This window comes from Enterobacter sp. 168J2 (assembly GCF_034107265.1).
Classification (GTDB): Bacteria; Pseudomonadota; Gammaproteobacteria; order Enterobacterales; family Enterobacteriaceae; genus Enterobacter; species Enterobacter nematophilus.
Genome location: NZ_JAWNEB010000006.1, coordinates 30,670 through 53,639, shown reverse-complemented (window position 1 = coordinate 53,639; position 22,970 = coordinate 30,670). Strand labels below are relative to the sequence as shown.

Annotated in this window: 21 protein-coding genes; 8 read left to right on the top strand and 13 right to left on the bottom strand. The window is 56.5% G+C overall.

Features of this window, described 5'->3' with window-relative positions; translation table 11 throughout:
• Window positions 1-5 precede the first annotated feature (5 nt).
• A complete protein-coding gene (gltD, locus tag USG84_RS16110; protein WP_061096937.1) occupies window positions 6-1,424 on the top strand; it encodes a glutamate synthase subunit GltD in 1,419 nt (472 codons plus the stop codon).
• 29 nt (window positions 1,425-1,453) lie between these two features.
• Here the strand turns inward: gltD and sspB are convergent, their stop codons facing one another.
• From sspB to zapE, 5 genes are all read right to left on the bottom strand, one after another.
• A complete protein-coding gene (gene sspB / locus USG84_RS16105) occupies window positions 1,454-1,951 on the bottom strand; it encodes a ClpXP protease specificity-enhancing factor (protein WP_061099617.1) in 498 nt (165 codons plus the stop codon).
• Between the two features lie 5 nt (window positions 1,952-1,956).
• On the bottom strand, window positions 1,957-2,595 hold the full coding sequence (sspA, locus tag USG84_RS16100; RefSeq protein WP_028014589.1) for a stringent starvation protein SspA: 639 nt from the start codon (window positions 2,593-2,595) through the stop codon (window positions 1,957-1,959).
• A gap of 308 nt (window positions 2,596-2,903) precedes the next feature.
• On the bottom strand, window positions 2,904-3,296 hold the full coding sequence (rpsI, locus tag USG84_RS16095; protein WP_003860436.1) for a 30S ribosomal protein S9: 393 nt from the start codon (window positions 3,294-3,296) through the stop codon (window positions 2,904-2,906).
• A 15-nt stretch (window positions 3,297-3,311) separates the two neighbouring features.
• The gene (gene rplM, locus USG84_RS16090; RefSeq protein WP_003860434.1) at window positions 3,312-3,740 is read right to left on the bottom strand and encodes a 50S ribosomal protein L13; all 429 of its coding nucleotides are present in this window, start codon (window positions 3,738-3,740) and stop codon (window positions 3,312-3,314) included.
• Between the two features lie 348 nt (window positions 3,741-4,088).
• Window positions 4,089-5,213 (bottom strand): cell division protein ZapE, encoded by a 1,125-nt coding sequence (gene zapE / locus USG84_RS16085; protein ID WP_151412462.1) that lies wholly within the window; start codon window positions 5,211-5,213, stop codon window positions 4,089-4,091.
• A gap of 189 nt (window positions 5,214-5,402) precedes the next feature.
• Between zapE and zapG the strand changes: the two genes are divergently transcribed.
• The 3 genes from zapG to degS all read left to right on the top strand — a co-directional run bounded on the left by zapG (window position 5,403) and on the right by degS (window position 8,499).
• A complete protein-coding gene (gene zapG / locus USG84_RS16080; protein ID WP_010436126.1) occupies window positions 5,403-5,801 on the top strand; it encodes a Z-ring associated protein ZapG in 399 nt (132 codons plus the stop codon).
• 170 nt (window positions 5,802-5,971) lie between these two features.
• Window positions 5,972-7,339, top strand: coding sequence for a serine endoprotease DegQ (gene degQ, locus USG84_RS16075; RefSeq protein ID WP_320738373.1), 1,368 nt, complete (start codon window positions 5,972-5,974; stop codon window positions 7,337-7,339).
• Window positions 7,340-7,431: 92 nt separating this feature from the next.
• Complete coding sequence (degS, locus tag USG84_RS16070) at window positions 7,432-8,499, top strand: outer membrane-stress sensor serine endopeptidase DegS (protein WP_028014593.1); 1,068 nt, start codon at window positions 7,432-7,434, stop codon at window positions 8,497-8,499.
• Between the two features lie 61 nt (window positions 8,500-8,560).
• Here the strand turns inward: degS and mdh are convergent, their stop codons facing one another.
• Window positions 8,561-9,499, bottom strand: coding sequence for a malate dehydrogenase (gene mdh / locus USG84_RS16065; RefSeq protein WP_014885422.1), 939 nt, complete (start codon window positions 9,497-9,499; stop codon window positions 8,561-8,563).
• Window positions 9,500-9,896: 397 nt separating this feature from the next.
• Here mdh and argR point away from each other — a divergent pair, with 397 nt between their 5' ends.
• From argR to yhcN (USG84_RS16050), 3 genes are all read left to right on the top strand, one after another.
• Window positions 9,897-10,367, top strand: coding sequence for a transcriptional regulator ArgR (gene argR, locus USG84_RS16060; protein WP_008502836.1), 471 nt, complete (start codon window positions 9,897-9,899; stop codon window positions 10,365-10,367).
• A 374-nt stretch (window positions 10,368-10,741) separates the two neighbouring features.
• Complete coding sequence (gene yhcN, locus USG84_RS16055; protein ID WP_014885423.1) at window positions 10,742-11,005, top strand: peroxide/acid stress response protein YhcN; 264 nt, start codon at window positions 10,742-10,744, stop codon at window positions 11,003-11,005.
• Between the two features lie 110 nt (window positions 11,006-11,115).
• Window positions 11,116-11,382 (top strand): peroxide/acid stress response protein YhcN, encoded by a 267-nt coding sequence (gene yhcN, locus USG84_RS16050; protein ID WP_061096934.1) that lies wholly within the window; start codon window positions 11,116-11,118, stop codon window positions 11,380-11,382.
• A 61-nt stretch (window positions 11,383-11,443) separates the two neighbouring features.
• Here yhcN (USG84_RS16050) and USG84_RS16045 read toward each other — a convergent pair whose 3' ends face one another.
• The 5 genes from USG84_RS16045 to aaeX form a co-directional block, all read right to left on the bottom strand.
• A complete protein-coding gene (locus tag USG84_RS16045) occupies window positions 11,444-11,716 on the bottom strand; it encodes a barstar family protein (protein WP_028014596.1) in 273 nt (90 codons plus the stop codon).
• 45 nt (window positions 11,717-11,761) lie between these two features.
• Entirely contained in the window at window positions 11,762-13,216 is a 1,455-nt protein-coding gene (locus tag USG84_RS16040) for an NAD-dependent succinate-semialdehyde dehydrogenase (protein WP_061096933.1), read from the bottom strand.
• An 87-nt stretch (window positions 13,217-13,303) separates the two neighbouring features.
• Window positions 13,304-15,271, bottom strand: coding sequence for a p-hydroxybenzoic acid efflux pump subunit AaeB (gene aaeB, locus USG84_RS16035; RefSeq protein ID WP_151412461.1), 1,968 nt, complete (start codon window positions 15,269-15,271; stop codon window positions 13,304-13,306).
• A gap of 5 nt (window positions 15,272-15,276) precedes the next feature.
• On the bottom strand, window positions 15,277-16,209 hold the full coding sequence (aaeA, locus tag USG84_RS16030) for a p-hydroxybenzoic acid efflux pump subunit AaeA (RefSeq protein WP_028014599.1): 933 nt from the start codon (window positions 16,207-16,209) through the stop codon (window positions 15,277-15,279).
• Window positions 16,210-16,216: 7 nt separating this feature from the next.
• Entirely contained in the window at window positions 16,217-16,420 is a 204-nt protein-coding gene (gene aaeX, locus USG84_RS16025) for a p-hydroxybenzoic acid efflux pump operon protein AaeX (RefSeq protein WP_003860416.1), read from the bottom strand.
• Between the two features lie 179 nt (window positions 16,421-16,599).
• Here aaeX and aaeR point away from each other — a divergent pair, with 179 nt between their 5' ends.
• Window positions 16,600-17,526 carry an HTH-type transcriptional activator AaeR gene (aaeR, locus tag USG84_RS16020; RefSeq protein ID WP_028014600.1) on the top strand — a complete coding sequence of 309 codons (927 nt, stop codon included), beginning with the start codon at window positions 16,600-16,602 and terminating at the stop codon, window positions 17,524-17,526.
• Between the two features lie 110 nt (window positions 17,527-17,636).
• On the opposite strand, the gene tldD is transcribed toward aaeR, so the two are convergent.
• Both tldD and yhdP read right to left on the bottom strand, forming a co-directional pair.
• On the bottom strand, window positions 17,637-19,082 hold the full coding sequence (gene tldD, locus USG84_RS16015) for a metalloprotease TldD (RefSeq protein WP_320738372.1): 1,446 nt from the start codon (window positions 19,080-19,082) through the stop codon (window positions 17,637-17,639).
• Between the two features lie 84 nt (window positions 19,083-19,166).
• Window positions 19,167-22,964 carry an AsmA2 domain-containing protein YhdP gene (gene yhdP / locus USG84_RS16010; RefSeq protein ID WP_320738371.1) on the bottom strand — a complete coding sequence of 1,266 codons (3,798 nt, stop codon included), beginning with the start codon at window positions 22,962-22,964 and terminating at the stop codon, window positions 19,167-19,169.
• Window positions 22,965-22,970 lie beyond the last annotated feature (6 nt).

The window sequence follows — 22,970 nt, the reverse complement described above, 5'->3', positions numbered from 1 at the left end:
TTCAGATGAGCCAGAACGTATACCAGTTTATCGACCTGCAGCGTGTTGATCCGCCAAAGAAACCGCTGAAGATCCGCAAAATTGAATTTGTTGAAATCTATGAGCCGTTTTCGGAAGGCCAGGCCAAAGCACAGGCAGACCGCTGCCTGTCCTGCGGTAACCCTTACTGCGAATGGAAATGTCCGGTACACAACTACATCCCGAACTGGCTGAAGCTGGCCAATGAAGGGCGTATTTTTGAAGCCGCCGAGCTGTCTCACCAGACCAACACCCTGCCGGAAGTGTGCGGCCGCGTGTGTCCTCAGGACCGCCTGTGCGAAGGATCCTGTACGCTGAACGACGAGTTCGGTGCGGTAACCATCGGCAACATCGAGCGCTATATCAACGATAAAGCGTTCGAGATGGGCTGGCGTCCGGATATGACCGGCGTGAAGCAAACCGACAAGCGCGTGGCCATCATCGGCGCGGGCCCGGCGGGCCTGGCCTGTGCGGACGTGCTGACCCGCAACGGCGTGAAGGCGGTGGTCTTTGACCGCCATCCGGAAATCGGCGGTCTGCTGACCTTCGGTATCCCGGCCTTTAAGCTGGAAAAAGAGGTCATGACCCGTCGCCGTGAAATCTTCACCGGCATGGGCATCGAGTTCAAACTGAACGTGGAAGTGGGCCGCGACGTGCAGCTCGACGACCTGCTGAAGGATTACGACGCCGTGTTCCTGGGCGTTGGCACCTATCAGTCCATGCGCGGCGGTCTGGAGAACGAAGACGCGCCGGGCGTTTATGATGCCCTGCCGTTCCTGATTGCCAACACCAAGCAGATCATGGGCTATGGCGAAACGGCCGATGAGCCATACGTCAGCATGGAAGGCAAACGCGTGGTGGTGCTGGGCGGCGGTGATACCGCGATGGACTGCGTGCGTACGTCCATTCGTCAGAACGCGGCGCACGTCATCTGCGCCTACCGTCGTGACGAAGAGAACATGCCGGGCTCTAAGCGCGAAGTGAAAAACGCGCGCGAAGAGGGCGTGGAATTCCAGTTCAACATCCAGCCTCTGGGTATTGAAGTGAATGCCAACGGTAAAGTGAGCGGCGTGAAGATGGCGCGCACGGAGATGGGCGCGCCGGATGCAAAAGGCCGTCGTCGCGCGGAGATTGTCGCAGGCTCTGAGCATGTGATCCCGGCCGATGCCGTGGTGATGGCGTTTGGTTTCCGTCCTCACAGCATGGAGTGGCTGGCGAAGCACAGCGTGGAGCTGGATTCGCAGGGCCGCGTGATTGCGCCAGAGGGCAGCGATAACGCGTTCCAGACCAGCAACCCGAAAATCTTTGCCGGTGGCGATATCGTTCGCGGTTCTGACCTGGTGGTCACGGCGATTGCCGAAGGTCGTAAGGCGGCCGACGGGATCCTCAACTACCTGGAAGTGTAAAAAAAACAGGCCCAATCGGGCCTGTTTTTTTATTTAACGACACGTAGCGCCGGTCGACCACCGCGAGGTGGCGGATCGTCATCAGGATCGTTGTCATCTTCACGATCGGGCTTATCGCCATCAATCACGGACATTACCGTTTCGCTTTCGCTGGCGGTGATGCCTTCGTCATCGTTGAGGCTGGCAACCTCTTCATCGTATGCCGCTTCCGGCTCGAACATCGTACCTGCACCGTTTTCACGCGCGTAGATAGCCAGCACCGCAGCCAGCGGCACGGAAACCTGACGCGGCACGCCGCCGAAACGCGCGTTGAAGCGCACTTCGTCGTTTGCCAGTTCCAGGTTACCCACCGCACGCGGGGCAATGTTCAGTACGATCTGTCCGTCACGCGCGTATTCCATCGGAACCAGCACGCCCGGCAACGTCACATCCACAACCAGGTGCGGCGTGAGCTGGTTATCCAGCAGCCATTCATAGAAGGCGCGCAGCAGATACGGACGGCGTGGGGTAAGTTGTGACATTTCCACAGTCATTAGCCTCGGCCGAGACGCATTTCACGTTCCGGTTCAGTTAAAGATGCCAGGAAAGAGTCGCGCTCAAATACGCGAGTCATATAGCCTTTCAGCTCTTTTGCGCCAGGGCCGCTGAACTCTACGCCCAGGATTGGCAGACGCCACAGCAGCGGGGCCAGGTAGCAATCCACCAGGCTGAACTCATCGCTCAGGAAGAAAGGTTTCTGACCAAACACTGGGGCAATTGCCAGCAGCTCTTCACGCAGCTGCTTACGCGCAGCGTCGGCTTCAGAAGCGGAGCCGCTGGTGATGACGTTCATCAGCGAGTACCAGTCTTTTTCGATACGCTGCATGTACAGGCGGCTTTCACCACGCGCAACAGGGTAAACAGGCATCAGCGGCGGATGCGGGAAACGCTCATCCAAGTATTCCATAATGATACGGGATTCCCACAGGGTCAACTCGCGATCCACCAGCGTCGGTACGCTTTGGCTCGGGTTGAGATCGATCAGATCCTGAGGCGGGTTATCCTTTTCCACATGCTCGATCTCAAAACTGACACCCTTCTCGGCCAGCACGATACGAACCTGATGGCTATAAATGTCAGTAGGACCAGAAAACAGCGTCATTACCGAACGTTTGTTGGCAGCGACAGCCATGAAAACCTCCAGGTATATTCAGAATTTTTACTGCTACCAGCCCAACAGGGGCCAGCCAGATGTTGTATCGCCCATCCCCGAGAAGACACATTGTTCAAGAATCGAACAAAAATCGAGTATTCACCGATATTTGGGCAGAAAATTGGATGATAGTTTACCAGATTTTGATGGCTTTGTGGTGAGGGGATTCTGGAAATGTGGAAAAAGAGAAGATATATGAAATGTTACTGTGGATAACCTGCGCATTATCCATAAAAAAACCCGCCGAAGCGGGTTTTTCGCCAATCGTTCTGCGTAAGCAGAATGGATTAACGTTTGGAGAACTGTGGACGACGACGTGCTTTACGCAGACCCACTTTCTTACGTTCAACCTGACGAGCGTCACGAGTAACGAAGCCAGCTTTACGCAGTTCAGAACGCAGGGATTCGTCGTACTCCATCAGAGCGCGGGTGATACCGTGACGGATCGCACCTGCCTGACCGGAGATACCACCACCTTTAACGGTGATGTACAGATCCAGTTTTTCTACCATATCAACCAGTTCCAGCGGCTGGCGAACTACCATGCGGGCAGTTTCGCGACCGAAGTACTGTTCCAGAGAACGCTGGTTGATTACGATTTTACCACTGCCCGGTTTGATGAAAACGCGAGCTGCGGAACTTTTGCGGCGACCAGTGCCGTAGTATTGATTTTCAGCCATTGCCTATAATCCCGATTAGATGTCAAGAACTTGCGGTTGCTGTGCCGCGTGGTTGTGCTCGTTGCCTGCGTAAACTTTCAGTTTACGGAACATAGCACGACCCAGCGGGCCTTTTGGCAGCATGCCTTTAACCGCGATTTCAATCACACGCTCAGGACGGCGGGCAATCATCTCTTCAAAGGTCGCTTCTTTGATACCACCGATGTGGCCGGTGTGGTGGTAGTACATTTTGTCAGTACGCTTGTTGCCGGTAACAGCAACTTTGTCAGCGTTCAGAACGATGATGTAATCACCGGTATCAACGTGCGGAGTGTATTCCGCTTTATGCTTACCGCGCAGGCGACGAGCCAGTTCAGTAGCCAGACGGCCCAGAGTTTTACCGGTCGCGTCAACAACATACCAGTCGCGCTGTACGGTTTCTGGTTTAGCTGTAAAAGTTTTCATTAAAAGCTTACCCAAATAATAAGTTACACGTTGGTGAACACCCAAACGTTTAGTCAGTTGAGGTTCACACGACAAAGTCCGGCAAACCTACCCCTTCGAATAGCACATGCCGACACATAGAAAGTTTCGGGGAAAAAAACCTTCTCGTAACGTGGGGTCGCAAGATTATAGAGAAGTTGAGGTCAAAGATCGACCCTTAAATGTGATTTGGAATGGGTTTTTCGGGGTTAGATATTGTGCGGTCTGGTGCCCTCACCCCCAGCCCCTCTCCCACAGGGAGAGGGTGGCGTTTGTTAAGGCCTGATGCCCTCACCCCCAGCCCCTCTCCCACGGGGAGAGGGGGGGCTTTTATGGCATATGCTCCAGCTTCAGGTACTCCTCGCTCTGCATCTCCTGCAGGCGCGAGAGGCAGCGCTGGAACTCGAACTTCAGCCGCTCGCCCTGGTAGATCTCGTATAAAGGCACCTCGGCGCTGACGACAAGCTTGACGTGGCGCTCGTAAAACTCGTCCACCAGCGCAATGAAGCGCCGCGCTTCGCTCTCCATCAGCCGCGTCATCACCGGCACATCCAGCATCATCACGGTGTGGAACAGGCGCGAAAGCGCAATGTAGTCATGCTGGCTGCGGGCATCCACGCAGAGCGTCGTAAAAGAGACCGCCAGCGTTTGGTTTTCTACGCCAAGGGTTGGCAACGGACGATGGTTAATCTCCAGCGTCGGTGCGTTTTCGCGTTTTGCACCCGCCAGCGCCAGCCAGAGTTTATCCATCTCGCGGGTGGTGTCGGCGTTTAACGGCGAAAGCCACAGGTGAGCCTGCGTTAACGTGCGCAGACGATAATCAACACCGGCATCGACATTCATGATGTCGCAGTGCTGCTTGATAGCATCGATGGCGGGCAGGAAGCGCGCCCGCTGCAGGCCGTTGCGATAGAGTTCATCTGGCGGGATATTCGACGTGGCAACGAGCGTGATCCCGCGGGCAAACAGCGCCTTCATCAGGCCGCCTAACAGCATGGCGTCGGTGATGTCAGACACGAAAAACTCATCGAAGCAGAGCACGTCCGTTTCCGCCTTGAATCTGTCAGCCACAATCTCCAGCGGATCGCTTTTGCCCTGCAGCGCGGTCAGCTCTTCATGCACCCGCAGCATAAAGCGATGGAAGTGCAGGCGCTGCTTACGCTCACCCGGCAGGCTGAGGTAAAACAGATCCATCAGCCAGGTTTTCCCGCGACCGACGCCGCCCCACATATATAAACCGCGCACCGGCGTCTGGGCCTGCGTTGCTTTTTTGCCGAGCAGGCGCCCAAACGCGGCCTTGAGTCCACCGCTCTGTTCTACTTCAGCAGGTTTTGCCGTGAGCGCCTGATAAATCATCTCCAGACGGTTTACCGCCTCACGTTGAACGTCATCAGGCTGATGAGTGCCCTCATTCAGGGCCAGTTGATATCGCGATGCAGGGGACAGGTTTTGCATAATCTTATTGTTATTCCTTCAATTAACGCTCATCAGCAGGCGTGACTGATGAAAAAAAGGCCGTTCTACACTACGCGATGATACGTCAGGATTCCACTTCTGCGGAAATAGCGGTTATAGTGGCATTATCAGGCACAGGCAGGAGCCGAGCCAACACCCTACGGAACAACAAGACAACGGGAGAAGTTCATGACCTGGGAATATGCGCTAATCGGTTTAGTCGTCGGCATCGTGATCGGTGCTGTGGCCATGCGTTTCGGTAACCGCAAATTGCGTCAGCAGCAGTCACTGCAGTACGAACTGGAAAAGAATAAAGCAGAGCTGGAAGAGTATCGCGAAGAGCTGGTCAGCCACTTTGCCCGTAGCGCCGAGCTGCTGGACAACATGGCGACCGACTACCGTCAGCTCTATCAGCATATGGCGAAAAGCTCCAGCAGCCTGCTGCCGGAAATGACCGCGGAGACTAACCCGTTCCGCAACCGTCTGGCCGACTCAGAAGCCGGTAACGATCAGGCTCCGGTTCAGATGCCACGCGATTACTCTGACGGCGCGTCCGGCCTGCTGCGCGGTGGCGCAAAACGCGATTAATCGCACAACATAAATATATTTTACGGGCGCATCTCTTGCGCCCGTCCTTTCTTCCCGTCCCCAGCTATTATTTAGTCAAACACCTCATTGTTCAGCGGTATAAAATTCAATAACATCATCATGATTTTGGGCCGTTCTTCTTTCATTCCAGGATACGAGAGTCAGCATCAATGAAGAAAAAAAACCAGCTGTTGAGCGCGTTAGCGTTAAGTGTCGGGTTATCTCTCTCGGCGTCCTTCCCTGCCGTTGCGGCGTTGCCTTCGCAGGTGCCGGCACAGGCAGCCATTCCCAGCCTCGCGCCGATGCTGGAAAAAGTATTGCCCGCAGTCGTGAGCGTTCAGGTAGAAGGCACGGCGGTTCAAAGCCAGCGCGTACCGGAAGAACTAAAAAAATATTTTGGCGATGAGTCCCCCAACCAGCAGGCTCAGCCTTTTGAAGGCCTGGGCTCTGGCGTCATCATTGATGCAGCTAAAGGCTATATTCTGACCAACAATCATGTCATCAGCCAGGCCGATAAAATCAGCGTCCAGCTGAACGATGGCCGCGAATTTGACGCCAAACTGATTGGCGGCGATGACCAGAGCGACATCGCGCTGTTGCAGGTGCAGAACCCGAGCAACCTGACCCAGATTGCCATTGCGGATTCCGACAAACTGCGTGTCGGTGATTTTGCCGTTGCCGTGGGCAACCCCTTTGGTTTAGGGCAAACCGCCACCTCCGGCATTATCTCGGCGCTGGGACGTAGCGGCCTGAATCTGGAAGGTCTGGAAAACTTCATCCAGACCGATGCCTCAATCAACCGCGGCAACTCCGGCGGGGCACTGCTCAACCTTAACGGCGAGCTGATCGGCATTAACACGGCGATTCTGGCGCCGGGCGGCGGCAGCATTGGGATCGGCTTTGCGATCCCGAGCAATATGGCTAAAACGCTGGCGCAGCAGCTTATTCAGTTCGGCGAAGTCAAACGTGGGCTGCTGGGTATTAAAGGCATGGAGATGAGCGCGGATATCGCGAAAGCGTTCAATATCAACGTGCAGCGCGGTGCGTTTGTCAGTGAAGTGCTGCCAAACTCCGGCTCGGCAAAAGCAGGCATCAAATCGGGCGATGTGATCGTCAGCCTTAACGACAAGCCGCTGAGCAGCTTTGCTGAGCTGCGTTCGCGTATCGCCACCACCGAACCGGGGGCCAAAGTGAAGCTGGGCCTGATCCGTGACGGTAAGCCGCTGAACGTCGAAGTAACGCTGGATAAGAGCACCTCGTCATCTGCCAGTGCGGAGCTTATCGCCCCGGCGCTGCAGGGGGCAACGCTGAGCGACGGGCAGCTGAAAGACGGTACTAAAGGCATTCGCCTGGACACCGTCGAGAAGAGCAGCCCTGCCGCGCAGGCCGGATTGCATCAGGAAGACGTCATCATTGGCGTGAACCGCAATCGCGTGCAGTCCATTGCCGAACTGCGCAAGGTGCTGGAGAGTAAACCGGCGGTCATTGCCCTGCAGGTCATGCGTGGCAATGAGTCTATCTACATTCTGTTGCGCTAAGCATTTGCGATCCCGGACATCACCGCTGCGTGTGATGTCCGGATAACTCATGTTATGCTGCAAATCGTTCCTTTTTTCACGACACGCGCATCATGCTTTTAAAGCTCTTACGTTCCATTGTCATCGGTTTGATTGTCGCTGGCCTGCTGCTGCTGGCGATGCCGTCTTTGCGTCAGTTTAATAAGCTGTCTGCTCCCCAGTTCGACAGCACGGATGAAACGCCGGCGACCTATAACCAGGCCGTTCGCCGCGCCGCCCCTGCCGTGGTTAACGTTTATAACCGCGGCCTCAATAGCTCAGCGCATAACCAGCTGGAGATCCGCACCCTCGGCTCCGGGGTGATTATGGACGAGCGCGGCTACATTATTACGAACAAACACGTGATCAACGATGCCGACCAGATCATCGTCGCCCTGCAGGATGGCCGCGTGTTTGAGGCGTTGCTTGTGGGTTCAGACAGCCTGACCGACCTGGCCGTGCTGAAGATTAACGCCACGGGCGGCTTGCCGGTCATTCCGATCAATCGTAAACGCACGCCTCACATTGGCGACGTCGTCCTGGCTATCGGTAACCCTTACAACCTCGGCCAGACGATTACGCAGGGGATCATCAGCGCAACCGGCCGCATTGGCCTCAACCCGTCAGGACGGCAGAACTTCCTGCAGACGGATGCGTCAATCAACCACGGTAACTCCGGCGGCGCGCTGGTCAACTCGCTGGGCGAACTGATGGGCATCAACACCCTCTCGTTCGATAAAAGTAACGACGGCGAGACGCCGGAAGGGATCGGCTTTGCTATTCCGTTCCAGTTGGCGACCAAGATTATGGATAAGCTGATCCGCGACGGACGCGTGATCCGCGGCTATATCGGTATCGGCGGGCGCGAAATTGCGCCGATGCATACTCAGGGCGGCGGTATCGATCAGATTCAGGGCATCGTGGTCAACGAGGTGGCACCGGGTGGCCCGGCGGCTAACGCGGGGATTCAGGTTAACGATGTCATCGTGTCGGTCAACGGCACGCCGGCAGTCTCTGCGCTGGAGACGATGGACCAGGTGGCCGAAATTCGCCCTGGCTCGATCATCCCGGTGGAAATCATGCGCAACGATAAGAAAATGACGCTGCACGTGACGATTCAGGAATACCCGGCAACAAACTAACAGCCATAAAAAAACCGAAGCCAGTAAGTGCTTCGGTTTTTTTGCCGGGTGGCGCTTCGTTTTACTTGTTAACGAACTCTTCACCCAGGGTGATATCTTTCTTCAGCGTGTCCAGCATGCCTTCCATCGCGTTTTGCTCAAACGCGCTCAGCGTACCGATAGACTTACGCTCTTCAATACCGTTTTTGCCCAGCAGCAGCGGCTGAGAGAAGAAGCGGGCATGTTCGCCGTCGCCTTCAACATAAGCGCATTCAACAACGCCTTTCTCGCCCTGCAGGGCGCGAACCAGTGACAGACCGAAACGTGCAGCCGCCTGGCCCATAGACAGAGTCGCAGAACCGCCACCCGCCTTCGCTTCCACCACTTCGGTGCCCGCGTTCTGGATACGTTTGGTCAGGTCAGCCACTTCCTGCTCGGTGAAGCTCACGCCCGGGATCTGCGACAGCAGAGGCAGAATGGTCACGCCAGAGTGGCCGCCGATAACCGGCACTTCCACTTCTGTTGGCTGTTTGCCTTTCAGCTCAGCAACGAAGGTGTTGGAACGGATGATATCCAGCGTGGTCACGCCGAACAGTTTGTTTTTGTCGTACACACCCGCTTTCTTCAGCACTTCGGCTGCAATAGCAACGGTGGTGTTCACCGGGTTAGTGATGATACCGATGCATGCTTTCGGGCACACTTCAGCAATCTGCTGCACCAGGTTTTTCACGATGCCCGCGTTGACGTTGAACAGGTCTGAACGATCCATGCCTGGCTTACGCGCCACGCCTGCAGAAATCAGGACCACGTCAGCACCCTGCAGCGCAGGACGCGCATCTTCACCGGAGAAGCCTTTGATTTTTACAGCGGTCGGGATGTGGCTCAGGTCAACCGCCACGCCAGGGGTTACCGGAGCAATATCGTACAGGGAGAGTTCTGAGCCTGAAGGCAGTTGGGTTTTCAGTAGTAGGGCAAGCGCCTGGCCGATACCACCAGCAGCGCCGAGGACTGCGACTTTCATCCTAAACTCCTTATTATGGTTAACTTAAGTATCTGTAAATCCGTTGCCGCGACCTTAAATCAGCATGTCTTTAATTACAATTTTCGAAGCTAAAGAATTTGAGGTCACACGACTTTATCTCTCTCCAGAAAGCTATCTGACGACAGATGGCAACGAATTAAGAGGTGGTTACAATACACCCTGCCCCGCCACCAAAACAACATCATTTTGATAACATTTAATTTACTTTTAAGCTTATTTGCGCGGCGTGACCCAGGCATGTTTTCTGATAACGAAATCTGATAAAATCACTCCCTTTCATAACATTATTTCAGCCTGCCGTTGAGCAGATAATTTGCATAAAAATTCATCCACATGCATAATAATGTTGTTTCTTTCGTCATATTCCGGGTGACTTATGCGAAGCTCGTCTAAGCAAGAAGAATTGGTAAAAGCGTTTAAGGCGCTACTTAAAGAAGAGAAATTCAGTTCTCAGGGAGAAATTGTTCAGGCGCTGCAGGAACAAGGCTTCGATAACATCAACCAGTCGAAAGTCTCCCGAATGTTAACCAAGTTTGGCGCGGTGCGTACCCGCAACGCCAAGATGGAGATGGTCTATTGCCTGCCGGCAGAACTTGGCGTGCCGACCACCTCCAGTCCGCTCAAGAATTTGGTTCTGGATATCGACTATAACGACGCCGTCGTGGTCATTCACACAAGCCCGGGTGCCGCGCAGCTGATTGCCCGCATGCTGGACTCGTTAGGTAAAACAGAGGGTATCCTTGGCACCATTGCCGGTGATGACACCATCTTTACCACCCCGGCTAGCGGTTTCTCCGTGAAGGATCTCCACGAAGCGATTCTGGTTCTGTTCGAACAGGAACTGTAATGCGCTCTCCCCGTAGCGCCGCTGCGGGGATCATTCTGCTCTTGCCTCATTTCCCCCTTTATTTCTCTGCCCTTGCTTTGACGATTAGTGCTTTTTACCACTCATTAACATTCATCCAGTGAATAACAATCCCGTAAATCGCACAAAAAATCAAAATGCGATATACCTATGATTTACTTATAAATACCAGCGTAACTTGCTCATAAAACACCCAATATTATGCAATTAGGTTATAAAAAAAAGCGTGTTTAACACGTAATAACAAGGGAAACCATTAGTCTGGTATTAATTTTTGCCGTTATTAGTGTATACTTGATTTTGTGATGAGGGTCACGAAACAAGACCCCACTAAAAAATTCGACGAGGTAAGAATCATGAAAATCAAAACTACTGTAGCGGCGCTGAGCGTCCTGTCTGTCCTGTCCTTCGGTGCCTTCGCGGCTGACGCTATTAATGCTGACCAGGCGCAATCCCGTGAGGCAATCGGTACGGTTTCTGTCGGCGCTGTTGGCACGTCTCCAATGGACATGCATGAGATGCTGAACAAAAAAGCGGAAGAAAAAGGTGCGTCATCCTATCGCATCATCGAAGCACGTTCCGGTGACCACTGGCACGCCACCGCCGAGCTGTACAAATAAGTTTTAGTAATCACTGAAGACGTAATTCTCCACTCAACGGCACCAGGCATAAAAATAGCAGTTCAACCCTTCTCGCCGTTGAGCAAAAAACCTGTTCAGGAGTAAAAACTATGAAAACCAAATTGATCATCGCAACCCTGGGTCTGGCATCCGTTCTCTCTTTCGGCGCAAGCGCAGCCGTGCAGCAAGTGAATGCCGATCAGGCACAAAATCTGCAGCCGATGGGCAGCGTCTCCGTGACGTCAGTCACCGGCTCCCCGATGGACATTCGTCAGGAACTTGCCGCCAAAGCTGAGAAAGCAGGCGCCAGCAGCTATCGCGTCACCGAACTGAATCAGGGTGACCACTGGCATGCCACGGCAGAACTGTATAAATAAACCCTCGTCGTATCTCATCATACGACTTGCCCCTGGCCTCGTGGTCAGGGGCTTTTTTCATTTAATGCCGCGCGTTAAAGCGCAGCTGTCCTTCAAGCTCTTCCTCCGCTTCATCGAAGAGTAATATCAGCGCGCCGAAACGTCTGCGCAGCTTATCGGGCAGATGGATAAACTCAATCTCCAGCGGTAGCGGCAGCATGCTGCCGGTGACCACGTCCCACAGCGTATCCAGATTGGTCACGCTTTCCCGTTCAAGATCAAACGCCCGGATAAATTCCCGATAAAAGTCTTCCTGACTGTCGATTTCGTCAAAATCAAAAGTATAGGTTTTCATTGCCAGCCACTCAGTCCAGGCGGGCGGCAGATGCCGCCCTGTCTATTATAATCCCCCGATATGCAGGGTTTTAACTTCCAGATACTCTTCCAGCCCCAGCACGGATCCCTCACGCCCAAGACCGGACTCTTTTACGCCGCCGAAAGGCCCCAGTTCGGTGGAAACGGCGCACTCGTTAATGCCAATCATCCCGCTCTCGATGGCCTGTGAAACGCGGAAAACCCGGGAAAGGTTCTGGGTGTAGAAGTAAGCCGCCAGCCCGTAAGGCGTGTTATTCGCGCGCTGGATGACCTCATCTTCCGAGGTGAAGCGGAAACACGCCGCAACCGGGCCAAACGTCTCTTCTTCTGCCAGCTTCATGCCTTCGTGACAGTCGCCCAGCACGGTTGGCATCCAGAAATTGCCGCCCAGCGGATGGGGTTTGCCGCCCGCCAGCACGGTCGCCCCTCGTGCGACAGCATCTTCAACGTGCTCACGAACCTTGTCGACCGCGGCGGATTCAATCAGCGGCCCGACGACGACGCCGTCATCAAGGCCATTCCCCACCTTAAGGGCATTAACCGCATCTGCGAGCTTATTCACAAACTTGTCGTAGACGGTTTCCTGAATGTAGAAGCGGTTAACGCTGACGCAGACCTGCCCCGCATTGCGGAACTTATTGGCGATCGCGCCTTTTACCGCAGCCTCGATGTCGGCATCCTCAAAGACGATATACGGGGCATTTCCCCCCAGCTCCATCGAGACTTTTTTCATGGTTTCTGCGGCGTTGCGCACCAGCGTTTTGCCGACGGAGGTCGAACCGGTAAAGGAGATTTTACGCACGTCGTGGCTGGCCATGATCGCGTCGCTGATTTCATGGGTATTTCCGGCCACCGCGTTGAGCACACCGTCGGGCACGCCCGCCTGTTTTGCCAGCGTCAGCAGCGCAAAGGCGCTGAGCGGCGTGTTATTGGCAGGTTTGATCACCCCGGTACACCCGGCTGCCAGCGCCGGGCCTAACTTGCGGGTGAGCATCGCCATCGGGAAATTCCACGGCGTGATGGCCGCGACGACGCCGATGGGTTCACGGGTCGCCAGAATGCGCGAGCCGGGCTTGATCGGCGGAATAATTTCACCGTTCGCGCGCTTGGCCTCTTCGGCAAACCACTGGATAAAGCTGGCGGCATACTCCACTTCCCCTTCCGCCTCTTTCAGAGGCTTGCCCTGCTCGGTAGTCATTAACCGCCCGAGCCAGCTTTTATTTTCAATAATCAGTTCGTACCAGCGGTACAGAATGGCCGAACGCTCTTTCGCGGTTTTGGCACGCCATGCCGGGAAGGCTTTGGTGGCCGCTGCGATCGCTTCTTCGGTTTGCGCTTTACCCGCTTTCGCCACTTTGGCGATGACCTCACCCGTCGCGGGGTTCAGCACATCAAACGTTGTGTCCAGCGTTTTCCAGATGCCGTCAACCAGATAGCCGGTCTGAAAAAGGGTGTTGTCCTGAAGCGCCTGAGTCGTCATGTGTCCTCCCTTCCTGAATGTAAGTACGTGCTGGAATAAGTATAGCCACAAAAAACCGGCGCTTTTGGCGTCGGTTTTTTACTTCAGTCAGTTATCCGTGAGGGCATTCTGGTAGCGATGCAGCATAAACACCAGCCGTCCTACCGGCTCGGTCACCTGCGGCGGCGCTTGCCAGTGCTTGAGCTTTTCCTGATAAATATCCAGTTCTTCAAGCAGTTGGGTAAAGTAACGACGGCGTTTGTCGTCACTGCTGGCGGAAAGCACATGGTCGGCGGTACGACGCAGCTGACGGTGGAAGGCCGAGAGATCGTCATTGATCGGCACCGGCGCGTTACGCAGACGCTGGTGCGCGATGATCATGGTTAACGCCAGGCGGAACTTCGCAACGTCGCCCGGGAACTTGTTCAGCAGTAAAAACAGCTGCTGGTAGAGCGCGGGCAGGTGGTTCTCTTTACGGCGCGCGGTATTGGTGGTCATCGACGACACGGCAGCCGATACAAACTGGTTCAACAGCACGCGCCCCGTGCGCGCCTGTGAGTTATCCCGTACCAGCAGAATCACCATCATTGCCAGGAAACAGCCCACCAGCTGGCCCAGCGCGCTGTCGAGGAACTGGCTGAAGTGGAAGGTCATCGGGTTATCCAGCACGATGATGTTAATCGTACTCGCCAGCGCCCCCAGCGATCCCAGGCGACGCTTTTGCACTTCAATGCCGATAAAGAACGCCATCACCGCCAGGCTAATACAGAGCAGCAGCATGCTCTGCTGCGTCGACGGGATGATGACCAGGAAATAGAGCGCGCCAATCGGCAGCGCGGCGATGGTGCCGTAGAGGAAATCAATGGCGACCATGCGCGGGTTAGGCAGACGCATCGCCAGTGCGGTCACGACGGCAATCATTACCATCGCGCCGCTGCCGGACGTCCAGCCCGTCCACAGCCAGAACAGCGTGCCGAGCATGCAGGCAAGCGTGGTACGCCAGAAGTTGACCATCGCGTGATGACGCTCGGCAGATTCCGCCTTGATCACCACTTCGCCCTGGAGCACCTCTTCTTCCGCCGCGCTGATTTTGGTGTTACTGATTACACCGCGCTTCAGCAGCAGATAGCGCGTCGCGGCGCCGACCCAGGTATAGATGGTTACCGGCGTGTCGCGCTCCCCGGTCCAGGCAATCACCCGGCGCATGCGCTTAAGCTGCTTATGCACGTCCTGCACGGTCTCTACCGGCTCGGCAAACAGCTCGCGAAACGTATCGGTGACCGCTTCCGGGCGGGTATTCTGGATGAGATAGGTTTCGCACGCCTGGGTAATCAGCGTTAAGGAGACGGTGTTGAGGGCTTTAAGGCGACGATTCGCCCGCGCCCAGCGCGACGACTCCATATTGAGGTTGCTGCGCATCCCTTCCAGCGCCTGCGTACGACGAACCAGCCCGCTCCAGGCTTTATCCACCTCTTCGCTGTCGCCGTGTTTAATGCACAGCTGCATCAGCTGGTACTGGGCAACGATCAGCGCGTCCAGCTCGCGATCCACCTCTTGCTTGATCGAGCGCGGAGAGAAAAGCAGATCAGCCACGATGGCGCAGACAATACCAATCACAATTTCGCTGCAGCGCTCCACGGCAAACTGAGGCGCGAGAAGCGGTTCGCTTTGGATGGTGATGACAATGATCAGCGCGGTATAGCCCGCCAGCCCCCAGGCGTAGGAGTTCTCCACTTTCACCAGAGACGAGATCCAGGTGCAGAAACCCGCCCAGATGCAGCAGACCATGAGCATCAGCAGCGGCGTGCGGATCATCAGAATAATAATGGTCAGCGCCGCGAAGCAGCCGATAAAGGTCCCGATGATACGCAGCATCCCGCGATAGCGGATCGCGCCAGAGTAGGGTTCCCCACCCGCGGCGAAGGCAGGGCCCGCCGCGACAATCGCGGCGGTGAGCACCGCCCAGCGAGGTGTTTCAAGCTGGAAATGGAAGCCAACGAACAGCGCCAGCACGATGGCGCACGCCAGCTTCACGGCGAAGCGAATGTGCTGGCTGGCGATGGAAAAGATACCCATGGCGATTAACCAAACTCGCGCAGGCGATGGGCAATTTTACGGAAGAGGGAGTCCTGGCTGGCATCCCGGTCTTTTTCTCCGGTGATCACCACCGTCGCCGTGGTACCCGCTGGCCACAGGTTGCCCTGCTGCTCATCGAGATGAATACGTACCGGCACGCGCTGCGCCAGACGCACCCACTCCAGGTTAGAATCCACCGTCGCCATCCCTTTGGCATCGTTAGAGCTGCTGGAGTTGGTTACCCCTGCGGCGACGCTGTCGACGGTACCCTTAAAGACGCGGTTGCTGCCAAGCGGCGTGACTTCTGCGCGATAACCCGGACGAACGCCCTCCAGCTTGGTCTCTTCCATATAGGCAAGCACGTAGAAGGAGTTCTGTTTAACCAGCGCCACGGCGGTTGAGCCGCGGGTAATGAATTCCCCGGCATAGACGTTCAGGTTGGTCACCCAGCCATCGGCTGGCGCGCGGATCACGGTACGCTCCAGGTCGAGCTTCGCCAGATCGCGCGTTGCCTGCGCTTTCGCCAGCTGGTGCAGCACGGTTTGCAGCACGTTGTTGGACTGGTCAATCTCTTCACGGGACATGGCCTGAACGCCCAGCTGGTTGCGGCGGCCAGCCTCACGGCGTTTCTCCGCGGCCAGCGCCTGGTAATAGGCCACGTCTGCTTCTGCTTCCTCCAGCGCCTTCTGATAGCGAGGCTGGTCGATGGTAAACAGGACCTGATCTTTCTTCACCAGCTGGTTATCGTGAACGTTAACCGCCGTGATAAGGCCGGCCACGTCGGGGGCAATAGCCACCACATCGGCGCTGAAGCGCGCGTCACGCGTCCACGGTGATTCGGTGTAATAAACCCAGGCGCGAAAAATAGCGATGAACGCGAGGATAACCAGCGCCATGGTAATGGCGGTGCGGGAGATTTTTCTTGTTAGCGTTTTCACATCAACCTCAGACAAACATGCGCGATATCAGGTAAAACAGGCAGCAATACAGCGCGGTATTGAACAATGCAGGGTGCCAGACGAAATCGTAGATCCCGGTCGGGACCAGCACCTTGCGCACCAGCCAGAAGATCGCCAGTGATAAAAGAAGCTCGAAAAATATCGGTGGGAACGACAGACCGAACACCACGATAACGGGAAACAGACTCATGTTGACCTTGATAAGAGAGAGTGCAGGCTTCAGAATTTTTAAGCGCACGCCATCGCAGGAGAGCAAGAAACGCAGGGCGAGAATGGCGCAGCCGTTATGTAATTAATAATATATTAACGTAACTGTTATGCTGTTATCTATCATATGTGATCTAAATCACTTTTAAGCCAGAGTGAACAATGGAACGTTTAAAACGCATGTCCGTCTTCGCCAAAGTGGTTGAACTCGGCTCCTTTACCGCCGCCGCGCGCCAGCTTCAGATGAGCGTCTCATCCATCAGCCAGACGGTGTCCAAACTGGAAGATGAGCTTCAGGTTAAGCTGCTCAACCGCAGCACCCGCAGCATCGGGCTGACGGAAGCCGGTAAAATTTACTATCAGGGCTGTCGCCGCATGCTGCATGAAGTGCAGGATGTTCACGAACAGCTCTATGCCTTTAACAACACGCCGATCGGCACCCTGCGCATAGGGTGTTCTTCAACTATGGCACAAAATGTTCTCGCTGCCATGACGGCGGACATGCTGAAAGAGTACCCAGGGCTTACCGTCAATCTGGTGACGGGCATCCCTGCGCCGGACCTGATTGCCGATGGATTAGACGTGGTGATCCGCGTTGGCGCATTGCAGGATTCCAGCCTGTTCTCGCGCAGGCTGGGCAGCATGCCGATGGTGGTCTGCGCCTCGAAGAGCTATCTGGCACAGTACGGCGTGCCGGAGAAACCTGCCGATCTCGCTAACCACTCGTGGCTGGAGTACAGCGTCCGCCCCGATAATGAGTTTGAACTGATTGCCCCGGAAGGCATATCTACCCGACTGCTGCCAGAAGGCCGGTTCGTCACCAACGATCCGATGACCATCTCCCGCTGGCTGGTGGCTGGCGCCGGGATCGCCTACGTGCCGCTGATGTGGGTGATCAATGAGATCAACAGCGGCGTGCTGGAGATCCTCTTCCCGCGCTACCAGTCCGATCCGCGCCCGGTCTACGCCCTGTATACCGAAAAGGACAAGCTGCCGCTGAAGGTGCAGGTATGTATTAACTATCTGACGGACTATTTTGTGGACGTGGCGGAGCTGTTTCAGGGGATGCGGGGGAGAAGGAAAGAGTAGGCTTTCCCCTCACCCCGGCCCTCTCCCCAAAGGGGCGAGGGGGAAAAGACCGCACGGGGCAGTCCCCTCTCCCCGTTGGGGAGAGGGTTAGGGTGAGGGGGTGAAGAAAATTACGCCGTGCCGCCCACCGTCAGGTTATCAACCTTCAGCGTTGGCTGACCCACGCCAACCGGCAGGCTCTGGCCTTCTTTACCGCAAACACCCACGCCGTTATCCAGCTTCAGATCGTTACCGACCATGGAAATCTGCTGCATGGCTTCAATGCCGGAGCCAATCAGGGTTGCGCCCTTCACCGCTTTGGTCACTTTACCCTTCTCAATCAGGTACGCTTCTGAAGTCGAGAAGACAAACTTACCGGAGGTGATGTCCACCTGGCCGCCGCCAAAGTTTGGCGCAAAGATACCGTAATCCACGGATTCGATAATCTCCTGCGGCGTGGATTTGCCCGGCAACATATAGGTGTTGGTCATGCGCGGCATCGGCAGGTGCGCGTAGGATTCACGACGGCCGTTACCCGTCGGCGCTACGCCCATCAGGCGCGCGTTGAGTTTGTCCTGCATGTAGCCTTTCAGCACGCCGTTTTCGATCAGCACGTTGTACTGGCCTGGCGTACCTTCATCGTCGATAGAAATCGAGCCGCGGCGGTCAGGCATGGTGCCATCATCCACTACGGTGCACAGCTCAGAGGAGACGAGCTGCCCGATCTGGCCGCTGAATACGGACGTCCCGCGACGGTTAAAATCGCCTTCCAGACCGTGGCCCACCGCTTCGTGCAGCAGCACGCCCGGCCAGCCTGCGCCCAGCACCACCGGGAATGTCCCGGCCGGCGCCGCAACAGCATTAAGATTCACCAGCGCCATGCGCACGGCTTCTTTAGCCCACGCGTCAGCGCGCGCTTCGCCGTCAACGTCGCCCAGGAACCAGTCATAGCCGAAACGACCGCCGCCGCCGCTTGAGCCGCGCTCGCGTTTGCCGTTGTCATCGACCTGCACGCTGATGGAGAGACGCACCAGCGGACGCACATCGGCCGCCAGCGTACCGTCCGTTGCCGCCACCAGAATCAGTTCATACACACCGCTCAGGCTGGCGGAAACTTCCTGCACGCGTTTGTCGGCGGCGCGCGCCACTTTGTCCACGCGGCGCAGAATGTCCAGCTTCTCTTCGCGGGTCATGCTCTGCAGCGGGTCGATGCTGGTATAAAGCGCGGAGTGCTGCACTTCACCCAGGGTTTTCACGCGACCGTCGCCGGTATCGCGCACAATGGTGCGTGCGGCCTGAGCGCTCTGCTCAAGGGCGGCCAGGCTAATCTGGTCGGCATAGGCAAAACCGGTTTTTTCGCCGCTGATGGCGCGCACGCCGACGCCCTGGTCGATGTTATATGAGCCATCTTTGATGATGCTGTCTTCTAAAACCCAGGATTCGTGATAGCTCGACTGGAAATAGAGATCGCCGTAGTCGAGACGGCGTTCGGTCAGTTGACCAAGAATGGAGAACAGGTCCTGATGGCTCAGGCCGTTCGCTGCGAGCAAATGTTCACTTACCAGGTTCAGACTCATCGTATTGCTACTCGTTCGTTGCCGCCCGTGGCGGTATAAAGATCGTATTTATTGAGAGTGAGGCAATTACCAGCCCACGTCAAATCATTGCTGTGCATCTTTGCGCGGCTGGCGCAGCACCTCGTTAATCTGCGGTTTATCCACCGGGCCGGTAATGCGGTAGCGCAGAATGGAGACCTTGCTCCACAGCGGCCCCAGCACTTTACTGGCGGCAAACACCGCCGCACCGACAATCGGGTTCACCACAAAGGCCGCCGCCACGCCCACGCTTGCGGAAATTTCCGGCGCCACCACGGCTTCCATATCCAGCTCGCGACGCACGAGGTTGACCGAGCCTTTCATGGCGATGTCCGCTTCCAGCCCATCCACCAGCGTGTCGTCCGTATGCAAAACGCCGTCCTTGATCCACGCCGTACTGCGGATGGAGTCATAGTAGAAACCTTCGCTGAAGGTGTCGCTGAAATCGAAGCGCAGCTTGCGCAGCAGCGCATCAAAACTCAGCAGGCGCAGGATCTGCCCGGCGCGCCCCGTGCTCACGTCGGCAATTTCACCTTTGCCAAAGTGTGTTTTCAGAATACCGTTCAGCGACGCTTCGTCCGGCGTCCACGGCGCGGCGCGCCAGTGAAGATCGTAATTAACGTTAAACGAGGAGCCGCGCAGCGGCGTGCTGATGCCAAAGAAATTGGCCGCCGCATCCAGCTTGTTGCCTTTAATGTCGCCCTTCAGGGACGTGCGCTGCTCGCCCGGCTTGTTCACCCATTCTCCGCCCGCCGTCATGCGGCCAAAGCCGGTGTCGATCAACCCGCCGGAAAGCTTGAGCGTATTCCCCTGGATGGCAAAATCACCGTCGATACGGCCGTACTTTTGCCCCCACAGCCAGCACTCCGCGCAGCGCAGCTGCAGATCGGGCCAGCCGCTAAAATCGACGCGGGTGGTATTACTCAGCGGGGATGTATTCGCCGGTTTATCTTTACCCGCGGCGGCCGGGTTGTAGTAGAGATAGCGGATCGCTGCCTGCCATGGCGCATTATTGCGCATGGTCAGCGTGCCGTTGATCTCACGGCCCTGGGCCTCCACTTTTGAGCCGTTAGCGGTTGGCTGTGAGACGATGCTCAGGTTGTTCCACTGCTGTCCGCCCAGCATCAGCGACGGCGTGCGTACGGTAATGGTCTGCGGGAACTGGGCGGCTTCATCAACGTTTTGCCCAACGCCTTTCTGGAACAGCGCCAGCCACTCCGCGCCGTCCATCGGCGGGAGATTCAGCTCAACGCCCGCATGCTCAGGCAACGGCGGAGTGGTTTTGCTGTCCGTCGTCCAGATGGCTTTGTCGAGGGTAAGCTTGCGGTTAAGCAGCCAGCGGCTGTTAAAGTGGTTTGTTCCACCCGCGCTTCCGGTCAGCGCGAAGCTGTCCAGATTGCCATCCACGTTAAGCTTCACCGGCAGCGGCTGACCGGCCTGTTTATCCAGCGGCGCGGGCAGCTGGCTTTGAATATTCTTCAGGTCGCCCGTGATGTCGACCTTATACTTTGCCCCGGCGTGATAAGGCAGGTCGATGGCCACTTTGCCCTGCCAGGCGACCGCGCCCGCCACTGACGCCTCAATCGGCTTCGGCAGGACGTCCATACGCGACGGCTGCCAGTTGCCGTCCAGATTGACGGCCACCTGATAAGCCTTTTGCCCTTCGGCTGTTGAGAAGTCGATATTTACCGGCTGATTAAACCAGCTGGCGGTCAGCGGCTCGCTTTTCAAATTACCGTTCACAAAGCTGAACTGTCCGCTTAGGTTTTTCAGGGTGCTATCAAGCGGTTTAATGTACAGGCTGTTGTTCTTCAGACGGACGTCACCTTTGGCGGTGGTCATCTCTCCGTCCAGCGGGATATCAAGATGTAAGCGAGCATTCACATCGCCATCGAGCTGGAGCTGCTGAAGGGTCGCCGCCAGCGACTCTTTGAGTGGAGTCTCCTCAAAGTACGGTCCCACCGCTTTCCCGGGGCCGTTTATGTCGGCATCAATCAGCAGCTTCTCTTTTGAGTAATCCGGGATGTTGGCCGTCAGGTTGCTTGCCGTTACGCCGCCCAGCGCAACGCTGTCCGCCTTCATCCATAATCCGTCGTTGAGGAAGTTAAGCTCGATATCCAGGTTTTTCAGCGCGGGCCAGCCCGGCTGGAACGCGAAGGTGGCGTCGTGCAGCGGCACCAGCACCTGGAACTGCCCCTCATTATGTTTGTACGGGAAAAGATGCGGGTTACCGCCGTAGACCAGCGTGGCGTTTTCCGCCTGACCGCCCTGAATTGCGCCGCTCAGATAGTCGACCAGCGCCTTCCCCATCAGGTTTTCCGGGAAATAGCGCCATGCCTGAGAGCCGTCATTGGTACTGATCCCGGCCAGAATACCCAGCCACGGTTCGTCACCCTGCGGCTGCAAATAGCGGAAGTCACCGCGCGCGTGTACCGCTTTGGCTTTAACGTCGATATGGCGACCATCAAGCTGGAAGCCCTTATCGTTACGGAGCCAGTTAAGCACCGCGCTGCCCTGTTCAATTTCCAGCGGCGCGCGGAAGACCGTCTCGTAAGGCATTTTAGCGTTGTGCATATCCGCCGTCAGCCTGCCGTTCTCCACGCTCCCTTCCAGCTTGCCGCTGAAGTGCTCCGCGCCCGGCAGCATCTTCCACTGCTTCCAGGCAAGATCTTTCCAGGATGCCTGGAAACGGGTTTTTTCCGTCGCCTGAAGCGGGATATCCAGCGCAAGAGAATCAATCTTTCCGCTCGGCTGCGTCGCCAGCCAGATCTCGCCCAGGTCCGGAGAGAGCTTTGCCGCCATGGAGCGCAGGCCTTCAATGGCCGCCAGATCCAGGTTACTGGCGCGGATGCGCAGCTCGTCGCTGCGTTTACTGGCCGCGCCGCCCACGTCCTGTTCCGGCATCCAGGCCAGCGTCAGCGCACCGCGCGGCCACGGCTTGCCGTCCATCGTGATGCGCGTATCCGGGATGGCGAACTGCCAGCCCTCTTTTTCCTGCGTCACGTGCGCGGTGAGGTTATCAACGGAAAGCTGATGCTGCTGTTTTTCGCCTTTCCAGCTCGCGCCCCCCTGCTTCAGCCAGATATCGCCGCTGGCAAATTTCCCTTTCGTCAGGGTCATCCAGCCCTCAAGGCTGAAACGGGCGGCTTCCAGCTGCATGTTTTGCTGTAACCAGTCGCCGAGCCAGGGCTTTACATCCACATCGTCGGCCTGCAGCCAGACTTTGCCGTTGTTTAACAGGCCGTCATCGTCACGCAGGTCCATACGCACCTGCATGACGCCGTGCTGGCCGTTCAGGCTGGAGAGGTTAACCTGCCCCTCGGCGCGGTGCCGATCCTTGCCGTTGAGCCAGGTCAGCTGCGGGATCGCCAGCTCGGCGCGCTGGCCGGAAAGGGTAATAAAGCTCACTTCGCTGTCGCGCAGATCGAAATGATCGAACTGGCGGAGGAAGAGATCGCTGAAGCGGTTGGCTTCCAGGCCCTGATTGTTATCACCGCCCGTCAGCGGCGTATTGGTCAGAAACTGGAGTTGATAAAAGGTGAGATCGCGAAACTGCCAGCGCAGATGCAGCAGGCTCTGCCAGACGTCCAGCGCCAGGGTCACGCGTTTGATTTTCAGGTAGCCGCCGTCTTTCAGGCTGGCGTTGATGTCCCGTACATCGAGCGTCGGGCCAAAGTTCTGCCAGCTGGCGCTGACCTGGCTGACGTCCACCGGCACGCCGGTGGTGGATTCGATTTTCGCCAGCAGCTGCGGACGCCAGCTGTCCAGATGCGGTAACACGAGGCGTAGCCCGCTCACGAGCAACGCGACAATCACGACCAGCGTTGCCCCTGTAAGCAATAAAATCCCCGGCAATCGCCTCACGCATCT